General features: G+C 61.7%; 16 protein-coding genes. 10 read left to right on the top strand and 6 right to left on the bottom strand.

Annotation, left to right across the window (positions count from 1 at the left end; translation table 11 throughout):
• Nucleotides 1–52: 52 nt before the first annotated feature.
• Complete coding sequence (locus tag O1Y97_RS16810; RefSeq protein ID WP_318761748.1) at nucleotides 53–1,300, bottom strand: outer membrane protein; 1,248 nt, start codon at nucleotides 1,298–1,300, stop codon at nucleotides 53–55.
• Between the two features lie 204 nt (nucleotides 1,301–1,504).
• A complete protein-coding gene (gene ald, locus O1Y97_RS16805; protein WP_108608219.1) occupies nucleotides 1,505–2,620 on the bottom strand; it encodes an alanine dehydrogenase in 1,116 nt (371 codons plus the stop codon).
• A gap of 154 nt (nucleotides 2,621–2,774) precedes the next feature.
• On the opposite strand from ald, the gene O1Y97_RS16800 reads away from it, so the two are divergent.
• Together O1Y97_RS16800 and O1Y97_RS16795 are read left to right on the top strand one after the other, a co-directional pair.
• Nucleotides 2,775–3,248 carry an Lrp/AsnC family transcriptional regulator gene (locus tag O1Y97_RS16800; protein WP_108608218.1) on the top strand — a complete coding sequence of 158 codons (474 nt, stop codon included), beginning with the start codon at nucleotides 2,775–2,777 and terminating at the stop codon, nucleotides 3,246–3,248.
• A gap of 173 nt (nucleotides 3,249–3,421) precedes the next feature.
• On the top strand, nucleotides 3,422–5,398 hold the full coding sequence (locus tag O1Y97_RS16795; RefSeq protein WP_318761747.1) for a bifunctional 2',3'-cyclic-nucleotide 2'-phosphodiesterase/3'-nucleotidase: 1,977 nt from the start codon (nucleotides 3,422–3,424) through the stop codon (nucleotides 5,396–5,398).
• A gap of 56 nt (nucleotides 5,399–5,454) precedes the next feature.
• Here the strand turns inward: O1Y97_RS16795 and O1Y97_RS16790 are convergent, their stop codons facing one another.
• Both O1Y97_RS16790 and O1Y97_RS16785 read right to left on the bottom strand, forming a co-directional pair.
• Nucleotides 5,455–6,435 carry a glycerophosphodiester phosphodiesterase family protein gene (locus tag O1Y97_RS16790; RefSeq protein WP_318761746.1) on the bottom strand — a complete coding sequence of 327 codons (981 nt, stop codon included), beginning with the start codon at nucleotides 6,433–6,435 and terminating at the stop codon, nucleotides 5,455–5,457.
• Nucleotides 6,436–6,698: 263 nt separating this feature from the next.
• Entirely contained in the window at nucleotides 6,699–7,955 is a 1,257-nt protein-coding gene (locus O1Y97_RS16785; protein WP_318761745.1) for an SAM-dependent methyltransferase, read from the bottom strand.
• Nucleotides 7,956–8,311: 356 nt separating this feature from the next.
• Here O1Y97_RS16785 and O1Y97_RS16780 point away from each other — a divergent pair, with 356 nt between their 5' ends.
• Entirely contained in the window at nucleotides 8,312–8,440 is a 129-nt protein-coding gene (locus O1Y97_RS16780; RefSeq protein WP_318761744.1) for a hypothetical protein, read from the top strand.
• A 131-nt stretch (nucleotides 8,441–8,571) separates the two neighbouring features.
• Nucleotides 8,572–8,862: a Dabb family protein gene (locus O1Y97_RS16775; protein WP_318761743.1), complete on the top strand. Its 291-nt coding sequence runs from the start codon at nucleotides 8,572–8,574 to the stop codon at nucleotides 8,860–8,862.
• 46 nt (nucleotides 8,863–8,908) lie between these two features.
• Here O1Y97_RS16775 and O1Y97_RS16770 read toward each other — a convergent pair whose 3' ends face one another.
• Entirely contained in the window at nucleotides 8,909–9,349 is a 441-nt protein-coding gene (locus O1Y97_RS16770; protein ID WP_108608214.1) for a MucR family transcriptional regulator, read from the bottom strand.
• A 156-nt stretch (nucleotides 9,350–9,505) separates the two neighbouring features.
• Nucleotides 9,506–12,469 carry an Rne/Rng family ribonuclease gene (locus O1Y97_RS16765; protein ID WP_318761742.1) on the bottom strand — a complete coding sequence of 988 codons (2,964 nt, stop codon included), beginning with the start codon at nucleotides 12,467–12,469 and terminating at the stop codon, nucleotides 9,506–9,508.
• A 655-nt stretch (nucleotides 12,470–13,124) separates the two neighbouring features.
• Here O1Y97_RS16765 and O1Y97_RS16760 point away from each other — a divergent pair.
• The 6 genes from O1Y97_RS16760 (at nucleotide 13,125) to O1Y97_RS16735 (ending at nucleotide 19,536) form a co-directional block, all read left to right on the top strand.
• Nucleotides 13,125–14,399 carry an N-acetylmuramoyl-L-alanine amidase gene (locus O1Y97_RS16760; protein ID WP_318761741.1) on the top strand — a complete coding sequence of 425 codons (1,275 nt, stop codon included), beginning with the start codon at nucleotides 13,125–13,127 and terminating at the stop codon, nucleotides 14,397–14,399.
• Nucleotides 14,400–14,444: 45 nt separating this feature from the next.
• Complete coding sequence (locus O1Y97_RS16755; RefSeq protein WP_318761740.1) at nucleotides 14,445–14,609, top strand: hypothetical protein; 165 nt, start codon at nucleotides 14,445–14,447, stop codon at nucleotides 14,607–14,609.
• Nucleotides 14,606–17,059 carry a penicillin-binding protein 1A gene (locus O1Y97_RS16750; protein WP_318761739.1) on the top strand — a complete coding sequence of 818 codons (2,454 nt, stop codon included), beginning with the start codon at nucleotides 14,606–14,608 and terminating at the stop codon, nucleotides 17,057–17,059. The genes O1Y97_RS16755 and O1Y97_RS16750 overlap by 4 nt, the downstream gene beginning before the upstream one ends.
• Before the next feature lie 255 nt (nucleotides 17,060–17,314).
• Nucleotides 17,315–17,785 carry a VOC family protein gene (locus tag O1Y97_RS16745; RefSeq protein WP_318764228.1) on the top strand — a complete coding sequence of 157 codons (471 nt, stop codon included), beginning with the start codon at nucleotides 17,315–17,317 and terminating at the stop codon, nucleotides 17,783–17,785.
• A 145-nt stretch (nucleotides 17,786–17,930) separates the two neighbouring features.
• Nucleotides 17,931–19,062 (top strand): peptide chain release factor 2 gene (gene prfB / locus O1Y97_RS16740; RefSeq protein WP_318761738.1). Its coding sequence is split into 2 segments (ribosomal slippage): nucleotides 17,931–17,996 and nucleotides 17,998–19,062, totalling 1,131 coding nucleotides; the frame shifts between segments, so codons are not numbered across the junction.
• A gap of 135 nt (nucleotides 19,063–19,197) precedes the next feature.
• Nucleotides 19,198–19,536 carry a cupin domain-containing protein gene (locus tag O1Y97_RS16735; RefSeq protein WP_318761737.1) on the top strand — a complete coding sequence of 113 codons (339 nt, stop codon included), beginning with the start codon at nucleotides 19,198–19,200 and terminating at the stop codon, nucleotides 19,534–19,536.
• The last annotated feature ends 73 nt before the right edge of the window (nucleotides 19,537–19,609 follow it).

Raw genomic sequence — 19,609 nt, 5'->3', positions numbered from 1 at the left:
AAAAGCCCGCCGCATTGCTGCGACGGGCTTCGGATCATGATTAAGAATGCGCTTAGTTGAACTTGTACTTCGCGCCGACGCGGATAGTGTGGAAGTCTGGCTCAATACCATTGCTGGCACCGGTTCCGAAGTCCACGTTGCCGTATTTGGCGTATCGATATTCGAGGTTGAGGGCAGTCTTGTCGGTCAATGCTGCCTCAAGGCCCGCGCCGACCACAAATCCACTCGAACTGTCGGTGAGACTTGGAGGCGCTCCGGCACCGTACGGCTCCGCCTTGAAATGCTGCCAGCTGTAGCCGACGAGAGCGTAAGCGAGCGTAGTCGCAGATAGCTTTACACCGCCACGTGCCAGGACATCAAAGCCGTAATCTGACTTGAACTCAAAGCCCGAACCCCCAAAGTCACTTTTGCTTGAAATTCCGGAGATGCGGCCATCAACGAGAGCACCAAGAACCCAGTGCTCACCGAATTCGTGATCATAGCCAATGCTGGCCTCGGCAAAGACACCGTCGCCGCTAACAGCAAAGGGCAGGCCAAGACTGATCTCTTCGTTCACCATGGCGCCGGCGCCAATTGCGCCGCCGACATAGAAGCCAGTCCAATTGTAGGCCTGTGCTTCAATAGCTGAGGTTTCGCCGTTTTGGCCACCGAAACGATAGTTTGCGGCAACCGTAAAGGTATGTGTCGAGCTATCGACATCAAGAAGTCCGGGCGCGTCAAACGGGTTCGCAGTCCCGTAATTTGCGTAACGATACTCAGACTTTAGGGTCCAATTGCCGGTCAGCACTGTCTCAATGCCGGCCCCCGCAAAATAGCCATCGGCGTTCCAGTCCAGGGAAGCCCCGATTCCCGTCAGTTCGAAGTGCTGCCAGCTGTAGCCTGCAGAAACGAAGCCCAGAGTAGTGGGGGTTACCAGATATCCAAGGCGGAAGCCGCCATCGAAACCATATTTGCCCTCAATCGAGCTATCCGGGGGCAAGAAGAAGTTGCTTCCGACATTCCCAAAGCGAGCGTCTGCGAAGGCGCCGATCAGAAGGCGGTCGGTGAGCATATGGTCATAGCCCACGGTGAGTTCTCCGTAGACGCCATCGCCGCCAAGGGCATTCAGATCAGCGCCGGCGAAGCCAAGCCCGTTGAGCGCCGCCCCGACACCGCCGCCGAAGCCGACATAGATGCCGCTCCAGTTGAAGGCCGCCGGCGATTCTGCCGACACTGCATCCGCAGCATGCGATGCCGAGTTGATTGCAGCAGCCGAAGCGGCCCCCAGCAGGAGTGCTGCGAAAGTCTTTCCAAAGTGCATTACATTACCCCACTACCAATAATCGGCTATATGGCACGTTGGGGCTGTCTATGCTGCAACTAATTTGTCACACTGAGAGATTAGCGAGTGGTGCACCCGAGAATTCGCACTGAATAGGCAAAGTCGAGCGAAGATAGGCGAGGTGAAAAGCAAGTCGAGCCCGCCGCACCAATGGAGCGGGCCCGACGGACTACTCCTGGCGAATCACGCGGCCAGTGCCGACTTTGCTTCAGTCACCTCGTAGCCGAGCGCTTCGGCGACCGCGCGGTTGGTGATCCGACCGCGGTGGATGTTCAACCCGTTGCGCAGATGCGGCTCGTCAGCAATGGCCTTGAGCCCGCGGTCGGCGAGCGCCAGGCCATAGTGCAGCGTGGCGTTGTTGAGCGCGTGGGCCGAAGTCACGGGCACCGCCCCCGGCATGTTGGCGACGCAGTAATGGATGATGCCGTCGACCTCGTAGGTCGGGTCGGCATGGGTGGTCGCATGCGAGGTCTCGAAGCAGCCACCCTGGTCGATGGCGACATCGACGAGGACTGCACCCTTCTTCATGCCCGACAGCATTTCGCGGCTGACCAGCTTTGGCGCGGCGGCACCGGGAATGAGCACCGCACCGATGATGAGATCGGCCGAGAAGCACTCTTCCTCGAGCGCTTCGACCGTAGAATAGCGCGTGTGGACACGTCCGCCGAAAATGTCGTCGAGCTGGCGCAGGCGCGGGATCGATCGGTCGATGATGCTGACGTCGGCGCCGAGACCGGCGGCCATGCGCGCGGCATGAAGGCCGACCACGCCCCCGCCGATGACCGCGACCTTGCCCGGAAGCACACCGGGCACGCCTCCGAGCAGCACGCCGCGACCGCCATAGGCTTTTTGCAGCGCTGTCGCTCCCGCCTGGATCGCCAGTCGCCCGGCGACTTCCGACATCGGCGCCAGCAGCGGCAGGCCGCCGCGCTCGTCAGTGACCGTTTCATAGGCGACCGCCGTAACGCCGGAGGCCATCAGGCCTTTGGTCTGATCCGGATCCGGCGCGAGGTGGAGATAGGTGTAGAGGATCTGGCTGTCGCGCAGTTGCACCCATTCGTGCGGCTGCGGCTCCTTGACCTTGACGATCATGTCGGAGCGCGTGAACACTTCCTCGGCGGTCTTGGCGATCTGGGCGCCTGCGGCGCGGTAGGCATTGTCGTCGGCGCCGATGCCTGCGCCGGCGCCCGTCTCGACCAGCACTTCGTGGCCGTGGGCGACATACTCACGTACCGAGCCGGGAGTGAGCCCGACGCGGTATTCGTGGTTTTTGATTTCCTTCGGGCAACCTACGCGCATTTTATGCTCCTCCGCAGCCATTTCGGCCATTGTTCTTTATTGACGAAGTCAATCACGAATCGTTCCGAATATGTTTGCGAAATGAGTTGCGCGTAAAGGTTGAGGTCGATAATCCTTGCATAAATAGGCATCATTCTCGAAGGAAATTCGAAAAATGCCGTTGGACAGGATCGATATCGCCATTCTGGATGCCTTGCAGAAGGATGGGCGCCTGCCCAATGCTGCGCTTGCCGAGAAGGTCGGCCTCTCGCAATCCGCCTGTTCCCGTCGCCTCGATAACCTCGAAAAGTCGGGCGTCATCGCTGGTTATCACGCTCGGCTTTCCAACACGGCCCTCGGTCACCAGATGACGGTGATCGTGCATATCTCGCTGTCCGGGCAGTTCGAAAAGACGCTGTCCGACTTCGAGGTGGCGGTGAAACGCTGCCCCAATATCCTGTCCTGCCATCTGATGTCGGGCGAATACGACTACATCCTGCGCATCGCTGCCCGCGACCTGCCGGACTATGAGCGCATTCACAAGGAATGGCTCTCGGCCATGCCGCACGTCACCAAGATCAATTCGTCCTTCGCCCTGCGCGAGATCGTCGACCGCACCGTCATGGGCATCCGGCCGGACCTGGCCTGACTGGTTGGAGCGGCAGTCGGCCGAAGCGCCGGCATCCGCTGGCTCAATCCATTTCCCGAAGCTTGTCGCGGGGCTGTCACGCGACTCGGCTGGACTCGGACGAATTTTGGCGCAAGATTTGATCTTTCGGACGCCGGCTAAATACTGTCAGTTCATTTCCCTGGAGAATGAAAATGTCCAACATGCTTCACCCCATATCTCGCCGTTCCTTTCTCGCGGGTTCCGCCGCGGCGAGTGCGCTTGTGATGCTGCATCCGTTCTCGGCGCGCGCGCAGGCCAACCAGGCGCATTTGCGCATCATGGAAACCACCGATCTGCACGTCCACGTGTTTCCCTACGACTACTACGCCGACAAGCCAAACGACACGATGGGCGTCGCCCGCACCGCATCGATCATCGATGCCATCCGCGCCGAAGCCAGCAACTCGATCCTGGTCGACAATGGCGACTTCCTGCAGGGCAATCCGATGGGCGACTATATGGCCTATCAGCGCGGCATGAAGGATGGCGACGTCCATCCCATCATCAAGGCGATGAATGCGCTGGGCTATGATTGCTCGACACTCGGCAACCACGAGTTCAATTACGGCCTCGACTACATGTTCAAGGTGCTGGCCGGAGCGAACTTCCCCGTCGTCTGCGCCAACCTGACCAAGGGCCAACTCGCCGCCGATGCCGCCAAGGACGAGCTGTTCCTCAAGCCTTACGTGATCCTGGACAAGAAGGTGAAGGACGGCGCCGGCGCCGAGCACCCGATACGCATCGGCCTGATCGGCTTCGTGCCGCCGCAGGTGATGACCTGGGATTCCCGGCATCTCAACGGCAAGGCGATGACCCGCGACATCGTCAAGGCGGCCGAGGCCTGGGTGCCGCAGATGAAGGAGGAGGGGGCCGAGATCATCGTGGCGCTTTCGCATTCCGGCATGGGCACGCCGCAAGCCGGGGAAAACCTCGAAAATGCCTCGATCCTGCTCGCCGGCGTCGATGGTATCGATGCCATCGTCACCGGCCATAGCCACCTCGATTTCCCCGGGCCGAAGTTCGACGGCGTCGAGGGGCTCGACAATGCCAAGGGCACGATCAACGGCAAGCCCGGCGTCATGGGCGGCTTCTGGGGCTCGCATCTCGGCCTGATCGACCTGCTGATCGAGCGCGATGGCAACGCCTGGAAGGTCGTGAGCTCGACCAGCGAGGCGCGCCCGATCGCCAAGCGCGTCGACAAGAAGATGGTGCCGACCGTCGAGAGCAATGCGGAGGTGGAGGCTGCGGCCAAGGAAGAGCATGAGGCGACGCTCGCCTATGTGCGGACGCCGGTTGGCAAGACCTCGGCGCCCCTATACTCCTACTTTGCTCTCGTCGCCGACGATCCTTCGGTGCAGATCGTGAGCCAGGCGCAGGTCTGGTACATCAAGGACATGCTGAAGGAGACCGAGCACAAGGACCTGCCGGTGCTATCGGCGGCGGCACCCTTCAAATCGGGCGGACGAGGCGGGCCGGATTATTACACCGACGTGCCGGTTGGCGACGTTGCGATCAAGAACGTCGCCGACCTCTATCTCTACCCCAACACAGTGCAGGCGGTGGCTATCACAGGCGCTCAGGTCAAGGAATGGCTGGAGATGTCGGCTGGCATCTTCAACCAGGTCACGCCGGGCAAGGTCGACCAGGTGCTGATCAATCCCGATTTCCCGTCATACAATTTCGACGTCATCGACGGCGTGACCTACAGGATCGATCTTGCGCAGCCACCGAAATACGACCCCAAGGGTGCCGTCCTGAATGCTGCGTCGAACCGCATCGTCGACCTGATGTTTGACGGCAAGCCAATTGATCCGGCAGCGAAATTCGTCGTCGCCTCGAACAATTACCGGGCCGGCGGCGGCGGCAATTTCCCTGAGATCAACGCGTCGAAGCTGGTGTTCGAGGCGCCTGACACCAACCGCGACGTGATCGTGCGCTACATTGTCGAGCAGGGCACGATCAACCCCTCGGCCGATTCCAACTGGTCGTTCGCGCCTGTCGAGGGGGCATCGGTAATCTTCGAGACCGGACCCAAGGCCAAGGATCACCTCGCAGAGGTCAAGGCGGTCAAGATCGAGCCGGCAGGCGAGGGCGCGGACGGCTTTGCCAAGTACCGCATCACGCTTTGAGATTTGGCGGATGGGAGGGCGGCTGGAGCGATCCAGCTGCCCTTGTTTTTGTGAATTCAGAGCGCCCGCCGGTGGAGGGCTGGAGCGATCATGTCGAGCGCGTCGGTCGAGATGCCGCCGGAATAGCCCGCGGGTAGTGCGTCGATCAACTCGGGGTCGTTCATGCCTTCCGAGAAGCCGCTGCCATAATAGGGCGTGATGAGGAAGACTTCGGTGCCGCTCGCTGCCATCCGGTCCAGGAACCGGTTCGGCCAGCCCCACAACCATGGTGCAAAGTTCGCCGGCAACAGCATTGCCCCGTTGCGGCAATGGTCAGGCACGTAGCCACTCCAGCCAAGCGCCTGGTAGCGAATCAGGCAGCGCTTCAGGGACTCCTTCGACAGCGTCCTGACGTCTGGCAAGGCCTGCTTGACCACCTGCACCGGCCGGTCGCCGCCAAGGACCGACAGGTCGTCCTGGCGGCTGGGCGGCAAGGTTGCGATGAATGCTGCGAGCCGTTTGCCCTCCCTGGGATCGTTGCTCTTGACGTTGATGTGGAAGCGCTTGTCCGGAAATTCGGCCAAAACCTCGTCGAGCGTCGGCATCAGGCCGACGCCCTGGCCGCGAAAGGGATAAGTCTTGCCACCGTCTGCCGTGTAGCCGTAGCCGACGTCGAGCTTCTTGAGGTCGGCCATCGAGTGCGACCGCGTCTCGCCTGCACCCTCAGTGCGGCAGTCCACGGTCCAATCGTGGAACACCGCGAACTTGCCGTCGGTCGTTGGGTGGATGTCGAACTCGAGCACATCGGCGCCACGCTCGAATGCCGCCTTCATCGAACGGAGGGTGTTTTCGAGATAATCGTGCCGCGGCGGACGCATGCGCTCGGCGGTGCACGTGTCGCGCTCCAGGCCGGCACTGTCGAACTCTTGTGACAAACCGCGATGGGCCAGCACTACAGGCTTTCCGGATGCTCGGCCCGAGAGCAGCGACGTGTTGTTGAGGTAGATGGCTCCAGTGGCCGTTACGGCCACGAGCAAAAAAATATTTCGCTTGCGCATGCCAGGAAGTCCCTCCGTTGCCTCGACCGAGGCAATGATACTGAGGAGCGAACAGGCATTTTCACGGCGGAAATGCGCGAATTGAAGACTATTTCAAGAATTAATCGGAGTTCAGGTCTCGGATATGCCGAGAGCGAAGACACCAAGCAGGAAAAGTATCGCGGATGCTTGAGCCGAACAAGCAAAGCAACACCGGAAATCGAGACCCAGGCAAAGGTGAACAGCACAGGTCGCCGCCTTGCTTGCCCGAGGCATAAGCGCACCTACGCTTTGTAGACCACCTGCCTGACGTCGATGTACTCGGCACGGAATCCGGCCTCGCAATAATGGAGATAAAACTCCCAAAGCTTCTTGAACCGCTCGTCGAAGCCAAGAGGCACGATGCGCTCCCAGGACGACCAGAAGCGGCCACGCCATTCGGCAAGTGTCCGGGCATAATCCTGCGGAAAGACGCGCTCGCGCAGATAGTCGAGCCCGTGCTCGGCCCCCAGCGACTTCAACAGCGTCGGTGTCGGCAGCATGCCACCGGGAAAGACGTAGCGCTGGATGAAATCGGGCCGCTTGCGGTAAAGCGGATAAGCCGCCTCGTTGATGGTGATGATTTGCAGCCCAGCGGTGCCGCCCGATGGCAGGCACTGCTTCATCTTGGCGAAGAAGGCAGGCCAGTATTTTTCGCCGACCGCCTCGAACATCTCGATCGAGGCGATACGGTCGTAGGCGCCGGTTTCGTCGCGATAGTCCTGCAGCTTGAAGTCGACTTTTTCGGCCAGTCCGGCATCGTGGATGCGTTTGCTGGCGAAGTCGAATTGCTCGCTGCTGATTGTCAGGCCTGTCACCCTGCATCCGATTTCGCGCGCTGCAAACTCGGCGAAGCCGCCCCAGCCGCTGCCGATCTCGAGCACGTGGTCGTTGGGGCCGATGCCCGTGTCGCGTGCCAGTGCCCGATATTTTTCGGTCTGCGCGCCGGCCAGATCGTTGGCACCTGTGGCGTAGAGGCCCGAGGAATAGGTCATCGTTGGGTCGAGCCACTGGCTGTAGAAGGCATTGCCGAGGTCGTAGTGGGCGGAAATGTTGCGTTTCGAGCCGGTGCGGGTGTTCTCGTTGAGCCAGTGCCGTATCCGCTGGATGGTCGTGAGCAGCCAGTTGGTGCCGCCGGCAACACCTTCTCCCGCCTCTGTGTTGACCACGAACAGTTCCAGGAAGCTGGTGACGTCCGGGCTCTCCCAATCACCGTCCATGTAGGATTCGGCGACACCGATCGTGCCGCCGCTGAAGGCCCGTGCCGGCAGGTTCCAGTTGTGCAGCACGATCTCGGCTTCCGGTCCGGGTGCCTTGCCGCCAATCAGGATGGCGCGGCCGTCAGGCATCCTAACCGTGAGCGTGCCGCGTGGCAGATGCAGGGCGGCCGACAGTGCCATGCGTACCCGCGCCGGCAGGCCACGCGCTACATCCCTGATATTGCCTTCGTGGAGCCGCGTTACTCCACGCTCGATTGATTCGTCCGGTATCCTCTGGGCCATCTCGACGTCCCAAGCTCTGCTGCCCGTGCCGGCGTCTTCGGGCTCGTGTCCAGGCATGTCCGTTGGGCGCGTTGCCGGTCGCGCCCCCCGCTTGGCATTGCGGTAGACTTGACCTGCTTCCGCCAAGACTTTCGCGCGCCACGGTAAATTCCCGCCGTGATCTTCACCGCCAAAAGCGCGAACTTCAAGTGACATCTGGCAAGCGCTTATGTGCCAGGGGAGGAAGACGTCCGACGAGGACTGACAGGTCCAGATGCTGGCGGAAACTTGCGTATTAGCGCGGCCTAACGCTTCACGAAGGATTGAGGGCGAACTATCATCATTCCGGAGGCTGCGAGCCTCGGGGAGGGCACACGATGCGCTATGTGATCGTGATAATGTGCGGCACCTTGTTCCTGGTCTGGGACGTTTTATACAACCACGGCAACGCGATCGGCACGACTGTGACGGAGGTACATCGCGTGGTGCGGATGGTCACCGGCTGAGCATCGCTGCGCGAATCGCCATGAGGCCCTGTCCGTCTGCGTTGTTTTGCGGTCCGCAACACTTTGCCGGATTGACGCCGGTCGAAAGCCGACCCAAAAGGCGCGAGCAAAGCAGCAGAAGGAATTGTCGCTTGATCCGGCACATCGTGTTCTTCAGTGCGCGGCAGAAACAGGACGTCGAGACGATCCGCGAGGAGTTGTCGGCGCTCGGCGGAATTCCGCATTCCACCGTTTTCGAAGTGACGGTCAATACAAAGGTCGATCCGCTTTGTGACGAGATCGACATCGTCGTTTATGCAGAGTTCGCCGACCAGGCGGCACTTGCAGCCTACAAGGCGCATCCGCTCTACGACAGGACCACGCAGCGTGTGCGCCCGATGCGCGAGCTGCGCTATTCGGCGGACGTGTTCGCCGCGTCGTGATCAAAGCGCCCCGGTGCAGCCCGGAGCGCTTTTCAGAGTTCGGAAATCAAGCCTTTTTGGCGCGGCCGCGTGCCTTGGCCGGAACTGCGGCTGCCTTGCGTCCAAGACCAAGGGACTTTGCCAGTGCCGAACGCGCGGCAGCATAGTTCGGCGCCACCATCGGATAGTCGGCAGGCAAGCCCCACTTGGCGCGATATTCCTCCGGCGTCAGTCCGAAGTGGACTGCAAGATGGCGCTTCAACGACTTGAACTTCTTCCCGTCCTCCAGGCAGACGATGTAGTCGGGGAGGACCGAACGCTTGGGGTTCACGGCAGGCTGTTGCACCTCGACCGGCGCTTCGACAGGCTGGTTGAGCGCCAGGATCGATGCGTTGACGCTGGCGATCAGTTCCGGCAATCCGGTGGCGGGAACCTTGTTGTTCTCTACATAAGCGCTGACGATATGCGCAGTCAGTCCTAGGATGTCGATCTTGCTGTCACTCGTCATCGGCCGTCTCTCCGGGCAGTATTAAAGCAAAGTATGAGTCTATTCGAATGCTGGGTTGTATATCGGTGCAAACAGTGTCGGACGGCAAGCAAAATAATCTAAATAAATAGTGACCCCGACCAACGATGTGCTGGTCGGGGTTTTTATATTAGCCGATCAAAAGAAACCTTTGCGCTGCCACCAGCCACCTTTTTTCGGCTTGGCTTCGCTCGAAGCGTCGTCCTCGGCATCGACTGCCGAAGTGACTACCGGTGTGGCCGGCGCCTTCGTCGGACGTGCTGCAACTGCCTTGGCAGCAACCTCCTGCTCGGCCGGAGCGGCAACCGCCTCTTGCTCGGCTTCAGCGGCAATCACCTCTTGCTCGGCTGGCGCAGCGGCAGCCTTGCGGCGCGGCGTACGGGGCTTCGCTGGTTTCTTCGCCGGCTTGGCTTCAGGCTCGGGAGCTGCCGCATCTACGGCAATTTCAGCCGCGACAGCTTCTGCAACGTGCTCAGTTGCCGGCGCCTCGATTGCCTCGGCCTCCGCCTCCGCCTTCTTGGCCTTGGCCGAACGGCGCGGTGCCTTTTTCGGCTTGGCTTCGGCGGCGGCTTCCGGTTCTTCAGCCACAGCTGCGACTGCTGCGGCTTCGGCGACCGGCGCTTCGTTTACGCTGGGCTCGACAACCGCATCTTCGGATGCTGGCTGTTCGTCGCCTTCTGCCGAGAGCTCGTCGTCCTCCTTGCGGTTGCGCTTGCCGCCGCGCTTGCCACGCCGGCGCTTCTTTGCCGCGGCCTCATCGGTCGCGGCAGCGTCTGCGCTTGTTGCTTCAGAAGCGACTTCCACTTCCGCACCGCTCTCGATCTCGGCATCGGAACCGGCCTCCTCATCCTCGGAGGCGTCGGCTTCCGAGGCGACGGTGGCTGCGTCGTGCGGTGCGCCATGCTCGCGGTCGCGGCCGCCGCGACGACGCCGGCGCTTGCGCCGCTTGCGGTCGTGCTGTTCGCCTTCGCCTGCTGGCTGGGCTGCGCGGACCGGCTGCAATTCGGCGGCAGCGACGGCTGTTGCCTCTTCTTCCTCTTCGGCGACGATCTCGTCTTCTACCTCTTCCGGCTCTTCATAGGCCGGCGCGATCACCGGCAAGCTGAAGCTTGCCGGCTTCTCGGCGATGGCGCCGCGGAAGATGGCATGGTTCTGCGAGCCGACGCTGTCGTCGGCCTCGAGCGTGATCGTCACGCCGAAGCGGGCTTCGAGGTCCACCAGCGTCGAGCGCTTGTGGTTGAGCACGTAGAGTGCGGTCGCCGCAGGCGTCTTGACGGTGATGTGGCTGCGCGAATCCTTGAGCAGGAATTCTTCGATGGCGCGCACCACCTGGAGTGCCACCGAGGAGTCCGAACGCACATGGCCGGTGCCGCCGCAATGCGGGCAGGGCTTCATCGTCGATTCCAGCACGCTGGCGCGGATGCGCTGGCGCGACATCTCCATCAGGCCGAAATGCGAGATCCGGCCGACCTGGATGCGGGCGCGGTCGTTCTTCAGGCAATCCTTGAGCTTCTTCTCGACCGCACGGTTGTTGCGGTTCTCCTCCATGTCGATGAAGTCGATGACGATCAGGCCGGCAAGGTCTCGCAGCCTGAGCTGGCGCGCGACTTCCTCGGCGGCTTCAAGGTTGGTGTGAAGTGCCGTCTCCTCGATCGAGTGTTCCTTGGTGGAGCGCCCGGAGTTGACGTCGATGGCAACCAGCGCCTCGGTCTGGTTGATGATGATGTAGCCACCCGACTTCAGCGTCACCTGTGGCTGGACCATCCGTTCGAGCTGCGATTCGATGCCGCTGCGCACGAAGATCGGCGTGATGTCGCGGTAAGGCTGGACGACCTTGGCATGGCTGGGCATCAGCATGCGCATGAAGTCCTTGGCCTCGCGGTAGCCGTCTTCGCCGGCGACGAGAACCTCGTCGATGTCCTTGTTGTAGAGGTCGCGCACCGATCGCTTGATCAGGCTGCCTTCCTCATAGACCAGTGCGGGTGCCGTCGACTGCAGCGTCAGGCTGCGGACGTTCTCCCACAGGCGCATCAGATATTCGTAGTCGCGCTTGATCTCGGCCTTGGTGCGGCTTTCACCTGCGGTGCGCAGGATGACGCCCATGCCCTTCGGCACTTCCAGATCGGCAACCACTTCCTTGAGGCGCTTGCGGTCCTGGGCGTTGGTGATCTTGCGCGAAATGCCACCGCCGCGCGCCGTATTGGGCATCAGCACCGAATAGCGGCCCGCCAGCGACAGATAGGTCGTGAGCGCAGCACCCTTGTTGCCGCGCTCTTCCTTGACCACCTGGACCAGAAGAATCTGGCGGCGCTTGATGACTTCCTGGATCTTGTAGTGGCGGCGAACCGGCTTGCGGCGATTGCGCACCTCTTCGAGGGCGTCTTCCGCGCCGACCGACTCGACTTCATGGTCGTCGTGATGGGACGAGTGAACTTCCTCGATCACGCCGCCGTTTTCGTTTTCGGTGACGGTCGGTTCAGGCACCCGTTCGGATACGACATCGGCGTCGAACGACGCGGCGATCGATGTCGGCTCACGCTCGTCCGAATCGTCGGCTGCCGTTCCCGATTCGTCGCTGTGCGTCTCCGCAGATTCGCTAGTGGCAATCGAATCGCCGTCGTCGTCGGATGCGGCAGCGATAGGCTCGCCGTCGTCCTCCGAATGGGAGCCCTCGTCGTCGCCGGCTCCTTCGGGCTTCTGCTCGTCGCCATTGCGGCCACGGTTCTTGCCACCGCGGCGGCGGCGGCGTCCGCGGTTGCGGTCCTGACCCTTGCTCTCGTCGCCTTCGTTCTCTTCGTCTTCCTCGTCCTCGGCTTCTTCCGCCTCGGCGCGCAGCAGCGCCTGCCGATCGGCAACCGGGATCTGGTAATAGTCGGGATGGATTTCGCTGAAGGCGAGGAAACCGTGACGGTTCCCGCCATATTCGACAAAGGCAGCCTGAAGGGACGGTTCAACCCGCGTTACGCGGGCGAGGTAGATATTTCCTTTGAGCTGCTTTTTGTCCTGTGATTCGAAATCAAATTCTTCAATGCGGTTACCGCGAACTACGACAACCCGTGTTTCCTCCGGGTGGGAGGCGTCTATCAGCATCTTGTTGGGCATTATTTGTCCTCCCGGCAGCCGTCAGCCGCGGCTTGCGGGAACTCGTCCGCCGCCGTGAGTTTGCTGATGAAGGGGTGCCGGATAATTTTGCGCCCGCCGGTCGCAGCCAAAACGCCATGACGGTGCCGCCCGCAGCCGTGATGGCGCGGTTATTTGCGGACCTGTCCATGATTGCGTCTGTGGCCAATGCGTGACCTTGCGGAACCTTGTTTCAAACCTAAGCCCGGGGAATCCGGACCAGCTACTTTGCTCTTACAGAGCCGGCGCGGGATGAATGTCCGGCCGTTTTTCTCACGCAGTCGCTACCCCGCCACGGGCCGCGCCTGCGAATCTCGTCGCGATCACTGAAATCGTTTCTCTTTTGCGAGTTGAGCCATCGCTCGTCGCGTGGTTCCCTAGCGGAAGGCGCTGAGGGCGCGGGCCCAGGATTGCAGTGATCCAATGTCGCTTTTATGATTTGGCGAGGTTGAGCGCAACCCTGATTTCCGACGCCGGCAAAGGCGGGTGCGACAGCCAGCAGGGGAGCATTTCCGCAAAGACTCGGTTAACCTTCTCTGGTTACCAGTCGTTAATCGAAGGGGCGGCCTATTTTGCCCCGCGACTGGCTTCGGCGTGCAGCCTTTGCGCGCCTGCTTTTGGAGCGGCAAGACGAGAGATGGGGCCTGCGGCATTGACCGGCACGAGCTTCCCGATCGGGGGCAGTCAGCCCAGGGGCGCAATTTGCCGTGCGCTGCTTTTGGTGCTGGCGTTATTTTCGGCTGTCCTGGGCTTTCAATCCCAGCCGGCTTCTGCCGCCGATGCGATCAAGACGCTCGACTACAAGATGGCAGGCGACGCGACTCATATGCGCATCGTGATGAATTTCGACCGCGAGCCGGAGCCGAGGTGGTTCCTGTTGCGGGGGCCGCATCGTCTGGTTGTCGATCTCCCAGATACGTCACTGGCGCTGGATGCAAAGGAACTCAAGCCTCGCGGCCTGATCAAGGGCGTACGCTATGGCACGTCGGGCGAGGGCGCCTCGCGGCTGATCGTGACGTCGAAGGGACCGTTCAACGTCGAAAAGGTCGACATCCTCAGGAATGAGGATGGCTCTGGCTACCGTATGGTCGCGGATATCGGCGCTGCCTCCGAACGGGAGTTCGACGCAGCACTTGCTGCCCAGGCCGAAACGACAGGCTCGACGGTGTCCACGCCCAAGAGCGACCGCGTCGGCAAGCTCGCCCACCGCGGCGACCGGCCGTTCACCATCGTCCTCGACCCCGGACACGGCGGTATCGACGGTGGTGCGGAAGGCCTGAACGGGACGGTCGAAAAATCGGTCACGCTCGCTTTCGCCCGGGAATTGAAGGCCAAGCTGGCGGCGAACGGTGCCTACAAAGTGGTGCTGACGCGCGAGGGTGACGACTTCCTGCGGCTCGACGATCGCGTTCGCATCGCTCGCCAGGCCGAGGCGGACCTGTTCATTTCGATCCACGCCGACACCATCCGCCTGAAGGGCATTCGCGGCGCGACCGTCTATACCGTCTCGGACAAGGCGTCCGATGCCGACGCCCAGGCACTCGCCGATCGCGAAAACCTCTCTGATCAACTGGCCGGCGTCGACGTTGCTGAAGAAAATCACGAAGTCTCCGACATTCTTGTCGATCTCATCCGGCGCGAAACGCATGGCTTTTCGACACGATTTGCCCGCTCGCTGGTCGGCGAGCTGTCGCCGACGGTCGGCATGATCAACAACCCGCATCGTTCTGCAGGCTTCAGGGTGCTCAAGGCCCCCGACGTGCCGTCGGTGCTGGTCGAACTCGGCTATCTCTCGAATCCCGAGGATGAGGAGCAATTGCGCAGCGCAGATTGGCGCGAGAAGGCCGCAAGCAGTATTTCGAAGGCTGTCGCTGCTTTCGTTGCCGGGCGTGGAAGCAGCACCGGCGGCTGACGGCCCGCAATTTGGCGTTGCGGAGCGGCAACTACCGAGGCAATTATGGCCGTTCTGGCCGAAATCTTTGGCGCATGCTGGCTGTTGCCGTATTTTGCCCACAACCGCGCGACATGGGTGGCCGATTACGGATCGGGACAGTACCTGCGGCTTGCGGTGATGGCGGGTTGGTTTAGGGAATCCCCGAACCTTGTACTGGAGCGGGCATGATTCGTCTTATCGGCTATTTCTTCGGCATCGGCACGACGCTTGCGCTCGTCGTTGCGGCGGGTGTGGCGATCTATCTTGGCCAGGTCAATAAGGAACTGCCGGACTACGAGGTGCTCGCCAAATACGAGCCGCCGGTGACCACCCGCATCCACGCCTCCGATGGCGCGCTGATGGGCGAGTTCGCGCGCGAGCGCCGGCTCTATCTACCGATCCAGGCGGTGCCCGACCGCGTCAAGGCGGCATTCCTGTCGGCAGAGGACAAGAATTTCTACAACCATCCCGGCATCGATGTGACCGGTTTGGGCCGGGCCGTGCTGACCAATTTCCAGAATTTGGGCTCCGGCCGCCGCCAGGTCGGCGCCTCGACGATTACCCAGCAGGTCGCCAAGAACTTCCTGTTGAGCTCCGATCAGACATACGAGCGCAAGATCAAGGAAATGATCCTGGCCTTCCGCATCGAGCAGGCCTACTCGAAGGATCGCATTCTCGAGCTTTATCTCAACGAGATCTTCTTCGGCCTCGGTGCCTATGGCATTGCCGGTGCAGCGCTGACTTACTACGACAAGTCGGTCAACGAGCTGACGGTCGCCGAAGCGGCCTATCTGGCGTCACTTCCCAAGGGCCCGTCAAACTATCATCCGTTCAGGTTCACCGACCGGGCGATCGAGCGCCGCAACTGGGTCATCGACCAGATGGTCGGCAATGGCTACGTGTCGCGCGAAGAGGGTGAAAAGGCGAAAGCGTCGCCGCTTGGCGTCACGCCGCGCCGCGTCGGCACCTATGTTTTCGCTGGCGAGTACTTCACCGAGGAAGTGCGCCGCGAACTGATCGCCCGCTATGGCCAGGACGCGCTCTACGAGGGCGGCCTGTCGGTGCGCACCACGCTTGATCCGAAGCTTCAGGTGATGGCGCGCAGGGCCATGCAGTCGGGCCTGGAAAAATACGATCGTCTGCGCGGCTACCGCGGCCCGGTCAAGAGCATCGACATTTCCAGCGATTGGGGCACGGCGCTGGGCGAGGTCAAGAGCCTCGACGACGTCCCCGAATGGCGCCTTGCAGTCGTACTAGACAGCTCGAAGGCGGGGCTCGGCATCGGCCTGCAGCCCAAGCGCGAGGTTTCCGGCGCACTCTCCAAGGACCGCGAGCGCAGCACCGTGTCCGCGGAAGACATGAGCTTCGCCATGCGCCACGTCGTCGACGGCAAGCGCGTGAAGGCCAATTCGCCCGCCGACGTGCTCAAGCCCGGCGACGTCGTCTATGTCGAAAAGAACCAAGGCAGTGACAGTTATGCGCTGCGCCAGGTGCCAGAGGTATCGGGTGGTCTCGTCGCGATGGACCCGCATACCGGCCGCGTGCTCGCCATGGTCGGTGGCTTCTCTTATGCGCAGTCCGAGTTCAACCGCGCCACCCAGGCGATGCGCCAGCCCGGTTCTGCGTTCAAGCCGTTCGTCTATGCGGCAGCACTCGACAATGGCTATACCCCCGCATCCGTGATCATGGACGGTCCGATCACCATCCAGACCGGCAGCACGAGTTGGTCGCCCAAAAACTATGACGGCAAGGCGGCTGGTCCGTCGACGCTGCGCGCCGGCATCGAGCGCTCGCGCAACCTGATGACCGTCCGTCTCGCCAACGACATGGGCATGAAGACGGTGGCCGAATATGCCGAGCGCTTTGGCGTCTATGACAAGATGCTGCCGGTGCTCGCTATGTCGCTGGGCTCAGGCGAAACCACCGTCATGCGCATGGTCTCCGCCTACGCCGTGATGGCCAACGGCGGCCGGCAGATCAAGCCGTCGCTGATCGACCGCATCCAGGATCGCTACGGCAAGACCGTGTTCAAGCACGACGAGCGCGGCTGCGAAGGTTGCGTTGCCGCCGACTGGGCCAACCAGCCGGAGCCGGAACTGGTCGACAATTCCGAGCAGGTGCTCGACCCGATGACCGCCTATCAGATTACATCGATGATGGAAGGCGTCGTCCTGCGCGGCACGGCAACGACCCTGCTCGAACTCGGCCGCCCGATGGCCGGCAAGACCGGCACCACCAATGACGAGAAGGATGCCTGGTTTGTCGGCTATACGCCGAACCTCGTCGTCGGGCTCTATCTCGGCTTCGACAAGCCGCAGACGCTGGGCAAGGGCACCACTGGCGGCGGCCTTGCGGCCCCTATCTTCAAGGAGTTCATGAAGGTGGCGCTCGAAGGCACGCCCAAGGTCGACTTCGTCGTTCCCGAGGGCATGGCCCTGATCTCCATCGATCGCAAGACCGGCATGCAGGCCGCCCAAGGCGCGCCCGGCACCATCATGGAAGCCTTCAAGCCCGGCACCGGCCCGGCCGACAGCTACTGGGTCATCGGCATGGGCGAAGATGGCAGCAACGGCTATGGCGAAGCGCTTTCGCCGCAGGCCAGCAAGGCCATCAGCGAAGGTGGCGGCGGCCTCTACTAGTCCGGACAGCCACGCCGGCGAAAGCCGGCCTTCAAAGCAGGTTTTCAGGATGCGCGCGGCTTGGCCGCGCGCATTTTTGTTTGCGCGCAGGAGGCTCTATCGTCTTGCGTATATCCTATCAGTTATATAGCTTATTGGTTATTGGCGAGCCGAGTGGCTAGAGCTTTGCGCACATGTCGGAAACTTGCCCGCTCGAACGTCCTTGCAACGGAAACTGCCACGGCAATCCGGATTCTGAAAAAGGAGGAGAGAATGATGCAGAAGATCACGCCGTTCCTGTGGTTCGACAACCAGGCGGAAGATGCGGTCAATTTCTACATCTCGGTGTTCAGGAACGCCAAGGTCGGCAAGGTGACACGCTATGGCGAAGCTGGACCCGGTCCGGTGGGCAGTGTCATGGTTGCGGAGTTCGAGCTTGAGGGGATCCGTTTCACCGCACTCAATGGCGGGCCCATGTTCAAGTTCACCGAAGCGATCTCGATGGTTGTCGACTGCAAGGATCAGGCCGAGGTCGATCATTTCTGGGACAGGTTGTCGGAAGGCGGGCAGCCTGGCCAGTGCGGTTGGTTGAAGGACAGGTTCGGCTTGTCTTGGCAGATCGTTCCCGAAGCCTTGCCGCGGCTGCTTGGAGACCCCGATCCGGCCAAAGCGGGCAGGGTGATGCAGGCAATGTTGCAGATGACCAGGATCGAGGTCGCCAAGCTGGAAAAGGCTTACGCGGGATAGGTGATGGTGCCTCTGGCCCTGATCGTGATGGGCGGGAGCCGCGGCGTCCGCCCATTTCCCTTTACAGGCGGAGGCCCCGACCCTATGTTCCGCGCCGATTCAAGGGTCTTTCCAGGCCGCCAACAACAAGAAGAAGCACACTGCCATGCGCGCGGAAACGCAGAACATCGTCGACGAAATCAGGCAGGCCATAAGCCTGCTGAGGAGGCATCTTTGACTGGGATCAGGCGGTAAAGCGGCTTGATTACCTGAACATGAGGGCTGAAGACGCTGCTCTCTGGAACGACCCTCAGGAAGCGCAGAAGCTGATGCGCGAGCGCCAGTCGCTCGACGACAGCATCAAGTCCATCAAGGGCCTGAGCCAGGCGCTCGACGACAATATCGGCCTGATCGAGATGGGCGAGGAAGAAGGCGACGCCGACATCATCGCCGAGGCCGAAACCGCCATCCGTTCGCTGTCGGGCGAAATCCGGGCACGCCAGATCGAGTCGCTGCTGTCTGGCGAAGCCGACCAGAACGACACCTATCTTGAAGTTCACGCCGGCGCCGGCGGCACCGAAAGCCAGGACTGGGCGAACATGCTGCTGCGCATGTACACGCGCTGGGCCGAGCGACGCCGCTTCAAGGTCGAGGTCCTGGAAGTCCATGACGGCGAAGAAGCCGGCATAAAGTCGGCCACGCTGCTCATCAAGGGCCACAATGCCTACGGATGGTTGAAGACGGAATCGGGTGTTCATCGCCTGGTCCGCATCTCGCCCTATGACAGCAATGCGCGGCGGCACACCTCGTTCTCGAGCGTCTGGGTCTATCCGGTGGTCGATGATTCGATCGAGATCGACGTCTCGGAATCCGATGTCCGCATCGACACTTACCGGTCCTCGGGCGCCGGCGGCCAGCACGTCAACACCACCGACTCCGCGGTGCGCATCACGCACATCGCGACAGGCATCGCGGTTGCCTGCCAGGCCGAGCGTTCGCAGCACAAGAACAAGGCCAAGGCCTGGGAGATGCTGCGCTCACGCCTCTACGAGGAAGAGCTGAAAAAGCGCGAAGCCGTCGCCAACGCGACAGAGTCCGCCAAGACCGACATCGGCTGGGGTCACCAGATCCGCTCCTACGTTCTCCAGCCCTATCAGTTGGTGAAGGATCTGCGCACCGGGGTCGAAAGCACCAGCCCTTCCGATGTGCTGGATGGCGATCTCGATGACTTCATGGAAGCATCTCTGTCGCAGCGTATCGAAGGCGGGGCAGGGCAGGCTGTCGCTGACCTCGACTGATCGGCAAAGCCGACATCGTCAAGCCCGGCCGCCACAGTGCGGCCGGGCGCCGATGCCCGGAACATTCCGGCTAACATTTCGTTAAGCATGCGGGCGCAGGATTTCGCTTGGGAGGTGATCTCAGGGGAAGACGCCATGTTGTGCCCAGGAAAGCCCCGCCCGCGCCGGTATGCGCTTGCTGTTTCGGCGCTGGCGCTGATCTCGCTCAGCACGCCACCAGCCTCGTCGCATGACGCTCCAAAAGGCTGGACCTATCCTTTTGCCTGCTGCTCCGGCTACGACTGCCGCGAGGTGCCGAAAAAGGCCATCAGCGAGCGCCCGCAAGGCTATGTCATCGAAGGCACCGGCGAGGTTGTCACCTATCAGGATGCGCGTATCCACGATTCGCCGGATGGCCAGTACCATTGGTGTTCGGTCGCCGGAGCCGATGACAGCCGGACCATATGCCTGTTCGTCCCGTCGAGGTCATATTGAGGCGCCAGCGCACCTGCTCCTGACGCTAGCCTGTCAGGAGCCCCTGGCTAATGTATGCCGTCGCCAAGCGGCG

Source organism: Aminobacter niigataensis, from assembly GCF_946995915.1.
Taxonomy (GTDB): domain Bacteria; phylum Pseudomonadota; class Alphaproteobacteria; order Rhizobiales; family Rhizobiaceae; genus Aminobacter; species Aminobacter niigataensis.
The sequence above is the reverse complement of the archived record's forward strand: the minus strand, read 5'-3'. Positions and strand labels throughout refer to the sequence as shown.

What these genes read in the sequence shown, in the direction of transcription:
- O1Y97_RS16745 (WP_318764228.1), top strand. Translation starts at nt 17,315, where the DNA reads ATGCAGAAGATCACGCCGTTCCTGTGGTTCGACAACCAGGCGGAAGAT.
- O1Y97_RS16770 (WP_108608214.1), bottom strand. Translation starts at nt 9,349, where the DNA reads ATGACGAGTGACAGCAAGATCGACATCCTAGGACTGACTGCGCATATC.
- O1Y97_RS16785 (WP_318761745.1), bottom strand. Translation starts at nt 7,955, where the DNA reads ATGGCCCAGAGGATACCGGACGAATCAATCGAGCGTGGAGTAACGCGG.
- O1Y97_RS16810 (WP_318761748.1), bottom strand. Translation starts at nt 1,300, where the DNA reads ATGCACTTTGGAAAGACTTTCGCAGCACTCCTGCTGGGGGCCGCTTCG.
- O1Y97_RS16750 (WP_318761739.1), top strand. Translation starts at nt 14,606, where the DNA reads ATGATTCGTCTTATCGGCTATTTCTTCGGCATCGGCACGACGCTTGCG.
- O1Y97_RS16735 (WP_318761737.1), top strand. Translation starts at nt 19,198, where the DNA reads ATGTTGTGCCCAGGAAAGCCCCGCCCGCGCCGGTATGCGCTTGCTGTT.
- O1Y97_RS16795 (WP_318761747.1), top strand. Translation starts at nt 3,422, where the DNA reads ATGTCCAACATGCTTCACCCCATATCTCGCCGTTCCTTTCTCGCGGGT.
- O1Y97_RS16755 (WP_318761740.1), top strand. Translation starts at nt 14,445, where the DNA reads ATGGCCGTTCTGGCCGAAATCTTTGGCGCATGCTGGCTGTTGCCGTAT.
- ald (WP_108608219.1), bottom strand. Translation starts at nt 2,620, where the DNA reads ATGCGCGTAGGTTGCCCGAAGGAAATCAAAAACCACGAATACCGCGTC.
- O1Y97_RS16790 (WP_318761746.1), bottom strand. Translation starts at nt 6,435, where the DNA reads ATGCGCAAGCGAAATATTTTTTTGCTCGTGGCCGTAACGGCCACTGGA.
- O1Y97_RS16800 (WP_108608218.1), top strand. Translation starts at nt 2,775, where the DNA reads ATGCCGTTGGACAGGATCGATATCGCCATTCTGGATGCCTTGCAGAAG.
- O1Y97_RS16760 (WP_318761741.1), top strand. Translation starts at nt 13,125, where the DNA reads ATGGGGCCTGCGGCATTGACCGGCACGAGCTTCCCGATCGGGGGCAGT.
- O1Y97_RS16780 (WP_318761744.1), top strand. Translation starts at nt 8,312, where the DNA reads ATGCGCTATGTGATCGTGATAATGTGCGGCACCTTGTTCCTGGTCTGG.
- O1Y97_RS16765 (WP_318761742.1), bottom strand. Translation starts at nt 12,469, where the DNA reads ATGCCCAACAAGATGCTGATAGACGCCTCCCACCCGGAGGAAACACGG.